Here is an 8,363-nt window from a genome sequence, read left to right as displayed (position 1 = left end):
CATGGCCGTATGTCCTTCCTCCGCCGCCGCAGCGCCGCCACACCCGCGGGCCCGGACTTCGACGTCCTGGCCATGGATCCGGGGGACTGGCCCGGTGCACCTCCGTACCGCCGCCCGGGTGAACGCCCGGGAAGGGGGGAGCCGTCCCGGGCGGTAGTGGAGTTGTGGTTCTCCGTGGTGCCGTGTGTCAGTAGCTGGTGGTGACGGTGACGCCGCTGAAGCTGTTCACGGCGTACAGACTGATGTAGTTCGCGCCGGCCGGCGGGTTGGTGATGGTCAGGGTGTGGCTGTTGCCGGCTCCCGTGGCACGCTGCGTGTAGCTGGTGGTGCCGGGCCAGCCGCTGTAGCTGTAGTACAGGTCTGCGTCACCCGTGCCGCCGGTGCTGGTGATCTTCAGCTGGGTGGTGCCGGCCGGGATGTAGAGGTAGAGGTAGGCGTAGTTCCCGGTGGTGGCGGACTGGTTGCTGCGCTGGCAGTTCTGGCCCAGCTCCCTGGCATCGGCGCCGATGCACTCGGTGCCGGTACCTCCGCCGCTACCGACGGTGACGGTCCTTGTGGCAGTGGCGGTGGCCCCCTTGTCGTCGGTGACCATCAGCTTCACCGTGTAGGTTCCAGCAGCGCTGTAGGTCTTGCTGGGGCTGGTGGCGGTGGACGTGGTGCCGTCGCCGAAGTTCCAGGACCTGGAGGCGACAGTGCCGTCGGCGTCCGTGGACTGGTCGGTGAAGGTGACAGCCAGACCCTGGACGGCCGTGGTGAACGCGGCGGTGGGTGCCTGGTTGCCGGGCGGGTTGGTGCCCCCGCCACAGTTGCCGGCCGCACAGCCCGCCAGCCAGGTGTACCAGTCGTTGTTGTAGCGAGTGCCGATGGTGCTGGTCAGGTAGGTGCGGGCGGCGTTCCAGTTGCCAGAACGGTAGTAGCCGAGGACCGTGTCCATGTCCGTGCGGTGGTTCTCAAGCATGTACCGGGAGGCGAGGTAGCCCCAGCGGTATATGCGTGTGGTGTCGTTGCTGTAGGTGGTGTCGAAGAGGGTGCTCAGGGCGTAGGTGCGACGGCCCGCCTCCGTCATCGCCTCGGTGTAGGGGACACCGCGGTAGGAGTAGGAGACGTATTCCGCGAAGCCCTCGATCCACCAGATGGTCGGGGTGGTGATGTTGGCGTTGAAGTCGCCGTACATGTCGAAGCGGCCGTCGAGGTAGTGCGTGTACTCGTGATTGAGGTTCCAGATCTGGAAGTTCGGGCGCACCCACTCGGCCTCATAGGCGATGAACCGAGGCTGGTTGCCGGCCGCCGCCGGGTCTCCCTCCAGGTACATGCCGCCGTTGTTGGTGTCGATCCCGTACATGGCGCCGGCGTAGGTCTGGTAGTCGGTGCTGGAGTCGAAGACCACGACCTCGATGGTGCTGTTGTTGTCGTTGGCGACCGGACCGTTGTCACGGACGATGTTGTGGAAGTACGCGTCCTGGCTGCGCAGGCTGGAGCAACTCGACGACAGCTCGCTCGAGGTCATCTGCTGGGCCTTGATGGTGATGCTGGAACTGCACGGGTATGTCACCGTCAGCACCGAGTTCGCCAGCTGCGACTGCAGGTTGCAGGTGCCGTAGTAGGAACAGTTGGCTTTGTCGTAGTAGTCCGTCATCTCGGCTACGCCGACCCAGAGCGGTGCGGTAGTACCCTTGATCGAGCTGGCGTTCAGCAGGCCACCGGCCAGGGGGCGGACCTTCGGCTGCAGCACGGAGTGCTGCAGAAACCTGCCGAGCTCCCGCCCGGCGTTGGACGTCAGAAAGGACTGCTCCGTCCCCAGCAGTGACATGTGGCCGAAGGTGAAGCTGTACAGCGCATCGACCAGGCTAGGGTCGGACTGGACCGCGGTCACGAACGCGGGCACCTGGTGGCCTCGGAAGGTCACGGTGTAGACGTTGTTGACCGCCTTGAGCATCTCCCGGGAGGTGTTCCAGGAGGAGTTGTAGTCCGCCAGCATCCGCTTGACGACGTAGATGTAGCGGGCGTTCTCCTCGGCGCTGTCGATCAGCGTGACGGCCTCGGAGAGTGCCTCGCCGTTGGCATCCGTGACGTCCCGGGAGTGAGCGCTGGCGAAAAAGGCGTCGAGTCCCGCGCGAATAGCAGTCTGCAAGCCGCTGCCGTAGGAGCCGACCGTGCCGGCGTTGTAGTAGTGGACGTAGTAGCCGGCACGCAGGTAGAGCACGAGCTGCGGCATACCGGTGCTGGAGTCGCCGGGGTAGGACGCCGAACCGTCACGCAGGGCATAGGCGACGGTGCTCATCTGCGCCTCACGGAAGGCGTAGTAGGCGTCGTTCCCGGTCAGGTTGAACAGAGTGTTGACGCAGTCGAGCGTCGACGCCTTGATCTGCTGGACCAGCGCACTGCCGGTGCGGCTCGTGAAGTCGGAGACGCTGCACGCCGCAGCGCTCTTCTCTCCGACCGTCTTTCCGAACGCCTTCTCCGCCGACTTCGAGGGGGGCACAGGCGGTTTGGCGGTCTTGCCGTACTCCTCCTTGAGAGCGTCCTTGCTCGCGGCCAGGGGCGGCAGCTGGGATGCCTTCAGGCGCCCCTTCGCGACGTGCTCGGTCTCGGCTGTGGTCTGCTGCCCGACGGGCGCGGGGTCAGCCCGGTTCGGGCCTTCCGCCGTGATGCGTGCTGCCAGCTCAGCGTTCTCGGTTGCGCCGGCCGGCTGAGTCAGCAGGCCGATGCCCATGACGAGGGTCAGGGTCAGCGGCAACGCCGCGCCCAGACTTCGTCGGACAAGTGACTTTCTCACTACGCCTCCCATGAGGGAATCCGGCCGCGCGGGACGCGACCGACGGGGTGGGGGAAAGGGCGTGGACAGCGGGAAGACCATGTGGACGACGTGACGGGATGCAGAAGGGCCGCCCGGCTTGGCATGGCCACGCTCTATGGGCCGGACCATTGCACAGGTGACATGTCACAGGGAACCCGCCTGAGAGAACGCAGGGTTGCCAGCCAGTGCACGGCGGCGCCTGTGCTGAGCCGGCGCCGAGCAAGAACAGCCTGGTCGGAGGGCAGATGAGGCCTACTGGCCCGGCTCCGTCCTCCAAGGCGGCAGGGGCATAACAGTTCCGCCGGAGCAGGCATAAGACTTGAGGCGAAGAACGTCACCGAACCCCGGGGTGAACAGCTCATACGCATAACCGGGCCATGCTCAGACTGAGGTTGACCCCCGGGAGTGGACACCGCTCCTCAGCCTGGCCCTCCAGGCCGTTCCCGCCACGAGCGGCCGGCGCGGTACTCCGGCGTCCTTGCGCACCCACGTGCGCAGCGACTCGGCCGTGATCCCGAGATCCGTAGCCACCGCCGCATACGTGCGCTCGCCGCCGCCCGCGCGATACAGCGCGACGGCGTCCCTTCTGAACCCCTCCGAGTACGGAGACTGGCGTCCCACCTGGACATCCCTCCTTGGACCATCAAGATCCATTGAACCTCTTCCAAGCTGACGGGTGGTTGGATCGGCGTCCCCGGTGGCGGGCATGAAGAAAGCTCCTGGTAGACGGGTTCACGACCAAGATCACCAGTCCGCCAGGAGCTCTCGTGCTTGCCTACCCGTCCGCCATCGATCTGTCCAGCCGCACCCTGGAGCACCTCTCCGGTCTTCTCGCAGGTCACCGCCGCCGCATTGGTTCCCGCTGGCGGCGCCTCACTTGCGGCCGGCAGGCCCTCCTCGTTCTCGCTCACCTGCGCTGCGGCGACACCTACGCCCGCCTCGCGGCGGGTTTCCGGGTCGGGATCGCGACGGTCTACCGGTACATACGCGAGGCCGTCGACCTCCTGGCCGCCCTCGCGCCCACGCTCGAACAGCAGACCGTGCGGAAGAAGGCGTACGTGATCCTCGACGGCACCGTGCTGCCGATCGACCGCATCGCCGCCGACAGGCCGTACTACTCGGGGAAGAAGAAGCACCACGGCATGAACGTGCAGTCATCGCCGATCCGGCCGGGCGTTTGATCTGGGCATCGGACGCGCTGCCGGGGGCCACGCACGACCTGACCGCGGCCCGGACCCACGGCATTCCCGCCGCTCTCGCCGCTGACGGCGTCAAGTGCTGGGCGGACAAGGCCTACCAAGGTGCGGGTGCTGCCGTCCGCGTCCCGTTCCGGGGCAAGAACCTTTCGCGGCTGGCGCCGGCGTCACAACCGGGACCACGCCAAGATCCGCAGCCTCGGCGAACGCGCCATGGCGATCCTCAAGTGCTGGCGACTCCTGCGGAAGCTCCGCTGCAGCACCACCCGAATCACCGCGGTCGTCCGAGCCGTCGTCGCCCTCGAACTCGCCAGCTGATCAAGATGGAAGAGGCTCACTGGCCTGGCTGTGGCCGTCCCGACCGAGCGGGGAAGCCATCTGGACCTGCGCGAGTGCGGTGAAGTAGTCGATGTCCGCGCCGAATTCGGGCGCGTGCCACTCCATCCCCTCGGCGGTATTGGCAGATTGGACGTAGGGCTTGTTGGCTGCGTTGAGTTCTTCGACCCGCTTGGCCCAGGCTTGATAGTAGGCCTGTGCCGCCTCCTCGTCGGCGTCATCGGCCAGGCCCAGAGGACCGTAGAAAATCCAGCCGCCGTTGCTGACAATCTCACGCAGCTGCTCGTCGGCACCCGTGAGGCCCTCGACCGCCTTGGCCTTCATCGTGGGACCTCCGGTGTGCAGTGCCACACCGGTATGACAGCGGTCGAGCCGCCGGAGCTCGCCAACACTGAGCGTTTTCAGCGTGGCCACTGATCGGGTGACGCCGGTGTGGTTGAGGTGAGGGCCGCAACGAGCAAAGCCCCCGTGCCGTTGAGGGAGGTGTTCGAAGTCTCAACCCACCGGCACAGGAGCCTTGTTGGTTCCCTCTTCTGCCGCACTCGACCTCCCGCATGCTCTGGTCGAGTGGGTCACGATGCTCATCGTCACCCGCGAGGGTGACCGGCGGTGCAAGCTCCCGCCGCACCAGCGTGCGCTCGTCGCTCTGGTGTACCTGCGCCGCCACGACGCCCTTGCCCGCATCGCGGCCGGGTTCGGGATATCCGTCGGCACCGCCCACGCCTACGTCACCGCCGTCACCGGCTTGCTCGCCGACACCGCTCCCGGCCTGCTCAAGACGCTGCGCGAGCACGATCCGGCCTTCGTGCTGCTGGACGGAACCCTCGCCGAGTGCGACCGCGTCGGCGACAGCCGAGCCGACTATTCCGCCAAGCACCGCCGGCACGGCGTGAACATCCAGGTCGTCACCGACCCCGCCGGTGAGGTGGTGTGGATCTCGCCCGCACTGCCGGGCCGCACCCACGACCTGACCGCAGCCCGCACCCACCGCATCATCCGGATCTGCGAACGCCAGGGCGTCCCGATCCTCACCGACCGCGCCTACCAGGGCGCCGGCCCCTGGGTCACCACCGGACTCAAACGCCCACCCGGCGGTGAACTCACCCCCACCCAGCGCACCGTCAACCGTGCCCTCGCCCAGGCCAGAGCGCCCGTCGAACGCGGCATGGCACGGCTCAAGCCCTGGCAGATCTTCCGCAGAGCCCGCATCAGCCCGAACCGCATGACCGTCATCACCAAGGCCGTCCTCACCCTGGAGCGCCAACGCTGAAAATGCTCACTGTTGCGGTAGAAGCCGTCGTCCACCTCAGGTACCGGGTCGGCAAAGGCCGGAGCGGCCTGGATAACGCCGGCCAGTACGGCGGCGGCGGTGACGAGCGCCGTCGTGCTGGTGGCCCTGGCGAGGACCGACCGTATGCGACGCCGGCGTCTGCCGACGTCTCTGAACAATGACATGGTGTGCCTGACAATCTGTCGATCGTTCGACAGCGTCGTTCATGGGCATACCAAACCGGGCGGCTTACCGCCCGGGCTCCCCCCTCTAGTACGGCATGCGTCAGTGCGGCCGCCCCTCCCCATGAACCAGCGCCGCCGCTTACCCTGCGACGATGTCATGCAACACTCAGCACGTGAAGATCAAATAATCTTCACCAACCGCACACGGGAGCCCACCGGCGGACAAAGCTGTCCGCAAGTTGATCATCTTGTTACCTGGCGTAGGGCGGTAGGTGATCGGGTGTCAGAGGCGGTTGTCTCGTGTCGCGAGAAGCTCCCACATTTCCCGGCCGACGTGCTCGACGGGACCGGCCCGGAGATCACGAAGGTGCTCGCTGCGGTGATGGCCACGACGTCCACCGCCCGCCAGCGCATCGGCCTGCCCGGCCCCGCCACGGGAGCCAGCTGGTGAGCGCCGACGTGGTAGGCGTCGGGCGGCCCGGTTCGGGAGACGAGGTGGAAGGATGATGCGGTGTCCGACTCTCTGCATGAACTGTGGCTGCGTGGCCTCGCTTTCAATCCGGCGGCGCCCTCCGGCGTACTGATACGCCTGATGGATCAAGCGGCCGGTGAGGCCGGCCTGCTGATGTGCGAGGGCCGCGACCTACCCGACGCTGTCATCGACGCGGCCCTGCGCCATCAGATCAAAGCCGTCCGCAGCGCGCTCGCCCGCAACCTGTACGTCGACCCGGCGCGGCTCGCCCCCCTGGCGACGGACCCGTCGGGACTCGTCCGCGCGTGGCTCGCCGACGGCCCCCGGTCCCGGCCCCGATGGGTCCGGCCGCTGCCGGACGACATTCTCGTAACTCTGCTGACCGCGCAGGATGGGGGAGAGGACGGCAGACTCACCGCAGGTGAGATCATCGGGGTGCTCGAATCGTCCCGGCAGATCCCGCTATCCTTCCGCCATTCCCTGGCCGACCGCGAGCACCCCGAACTCCGTATACGGGCCACCTGGAGTTGGGGGTCGCTCACCCCGGCACAGCGGGCGGCGCTGCTCGACGATCCAGACCCCGCAGTCCGTGAAGCGGCGAAAGACCACAGCTGGGTGCTGGATCCGGAACAAGTAGAGGCCCGACTGCCGTCCTACGAGCCGCGCGGCAAGCCCTTCGTGTTCGGCACGTGTGCCCTGTCCCCCGCGCTCGTCGAGCAGTGCTTCGCTGACGGCACGGTGCGCCCCCTCGCCCGAAACCGACACGCCCCGGCCTACGCCGTCGCCCGGCTCGCCCGCCATCCCGAGGCGGGGGTCCGCGCGCTGGTCACCACCCGGCCCGACCTGGGGCCGGACCTGGTCGCGGAGCTGAGGGAAGACCCTGACGAGAACGTACGGGCGCGGGCACGCCTCCACCCCTTCTCCCACACTTGGGTCGAGTACGACATGATCCACAGGATCATCGACCACGGCCCGGACTGCACCTGCCCGATCACCGAGCCCGCCCTGCGGCCGTCACCCGGCTGGTTCGCTGCCTGCGCGGCGTCCGAGGAACCGGTGCTCCGCCGGGCTGCGGCGAGCTGGCCCGGCCTGCCCGCAGAACTCGTCGCGACACTCGCGCAGGACGACGACGAGGACGCACGGATCCGGTTGGCCTGCCACCACCCCCTGGCCCCACCACACCTCCTCCTGGACGTCTTTGTCACCCGCCCGGCCCACCGCCCGCACCTACTAACCCTGCCTGCGTTCCCCCGCACTGGCATGACCCACCTCATCGGCCACCCGGATCCGCAGGTACGCGCCCTGGCCGCAGCCGATCCCACGCTGCCCAACCCGCCGGTGGAAGACCCCGACAATTCGGTGCGCCGGGCAGCCGCAGCCAACCCGAGTCTGCGACCGCAGGCCCTGGAGGCCTTCCTCGCCGACCCCCGCACCGCAGAGGGCGCCGCAGCCAACCCGTCCCTCCCCGTCCCCCGCATGCACGCACTCATTGACCGCTGACTGAACAACGTCCCCCCTCCGTCGACGATGCCCCGGCGCTGAGAGACTACGGCCGCGTAGCGATCACAGGCATGGCAACCTCCGTCGACCACCGGTCGACTCCGGCACACCAGACAGGCGTTTCCGAATCTCGGGTTGTGCTACAGGACGGGTTCGTAGCTGACGGGCCTTGGGTCAATGAAGCTTTCCCTTGATCGTGGACACCTGGAGACTGGGACCTGAGGTTCCAGAGGAAGTAGCACCAGGTGGGAAGCAAGTACACGAAGCGGTACACCGAGGAGTTCAAGCGGGACGCGATCGCGCTCGTCGACTCCTCGGGCAAGACGGTCACCGCGGTGGCCCGGGAACTCGGCATCAGCTCGGAGTCCCTGCGCGGCTGGTACCGCAAGGCCAAGGCCGACCGGGGCGAGGGCCGGAGCGGCGAGCTGACCAGCGCCGAGCGCGAGGAACCGCGGCGGCTGCGCAAGGAGAACCGCGAACAGCAGCAGACGATCGAGATCCTTAAAAAAGCGACCGCCTTCTTCGTGAAGGAGAACGACCGGTGAGCGAGTTGCACCGGTTCATCCATGCGGAGAAGGCGAACTACCCGATCACCCTGCTGTGCCGG

General features: G+C 67.4%; 6 protein-coding genes and 2 pseudogenes. 5 read left to right on the top strand and 3 right to left on the bottom strand.

All coding sequences use genetic code 11. The annotated features are described in order from the left end of the window. Positions 1 to 187 precede the first annotated feature (187 nt). Positions 188 to 2,776, bottom strand: coding sequence for a collagenase (locus ABT154_RS33775; protein WP_351862196.1), 2,589 nt, complete (start codon positions 2,774 to 2,776; stop codon positions 188 to 190). 495 nt (positions 2,777 to 3,271) lie between these two features. Then, positions 3,272 to 3,418: pseudogene (locus ABT154_RS33770) on the bottom strand (transposase); the annotation flags it as partial. Between the two features lie 146 nt (positions 3,419 to 3,564). Here ABT154_RS33770 and ABT154_RS33765 point away from each other — a divergent pair. Beyond that, positions 3,565 to 4,311 (top strand): annotated as a pseudogene (locus ABT154_RS33765) (transposase family protein). Here the strand turns inward: ABT154_RS33765 and ABT154_RS33760 are convergent. Continuing rightward, on the bottom strand, positions 4,312 to 4,680 hold the full coding sequence (locus ABT154_RS33760) for a hypothetical protein (protein WP_351862194.1): 369 nt from the start codon (positions 4,678 to 4,680) through the stop codon (positions 4,312 to 4,314). Positions 4,681 to 4,849: 169 nt separating this feature from the next. On the opposite strand from ABT154_RS33760, the gene ABT154_RS33755 reads away from it, so the two are divergent. From ABT154_RS33755 to ABT154_RS33740, 4 genes are all read left to right on the top strand, one after another. Further along, entirely contained in the window at positions 4,850 to 5,599 is a 750-nt protein-coding gene (locus ABT154_RS33755; protein ID WP_351862192.1) for a transposase family protein, read from the top strand. A gap of 465 nt (positions 5,600 to 6,064) precedes the next feature. After that, a complete protein-coding gene (locus ABT154_RS33750) occupies positions 6,065 to 6,235 on the top strand; it encodes a hypothetical protein (protein WP_351862190.1) in 171 nt (56 codons plus the stop codon). Positions 6,236 to 6,295: 60 nt separating this feature from the next. Continuing rightward, a complete protein-coding gene (locus tag ABT154_RS33745) occupies positions 6,296 to 7,756 on the top strand; it encodes a hypothetical protein (RefSeq protein WP_351862188.1) in 1,461 nt (486 codons plus the stop codon). A gap of 245 nt (positions 7,757 to 8,001) precedes the next feature. Continuing rightward, entirely contained in the window at positions 8,002 to 8,301 is a 300-nt protein-coding gene (locus ABT154_RS33740) for a transposase (RefSeq protein ID WP_351862186.1), read from the top strand. Positions 8,302 to 8,363 lie beyond the last annotated feature (62 nt).

This window comes from Streptomyces sp. NPDC001728, assembly GCF_040297565.1.
In the GTDB taxonomy this organism is placed as follows: domain Bacteria; phylum Actinomycetota; class Actinomycetes; order Streptomycetales; family Streptomycetaceae; genus Streptomyces.
The sequence above is the reverse complement of the archived record's forward strand: the minus strand, read 5'-3'. Positions and strand labels throughout refer to the sequence as shown.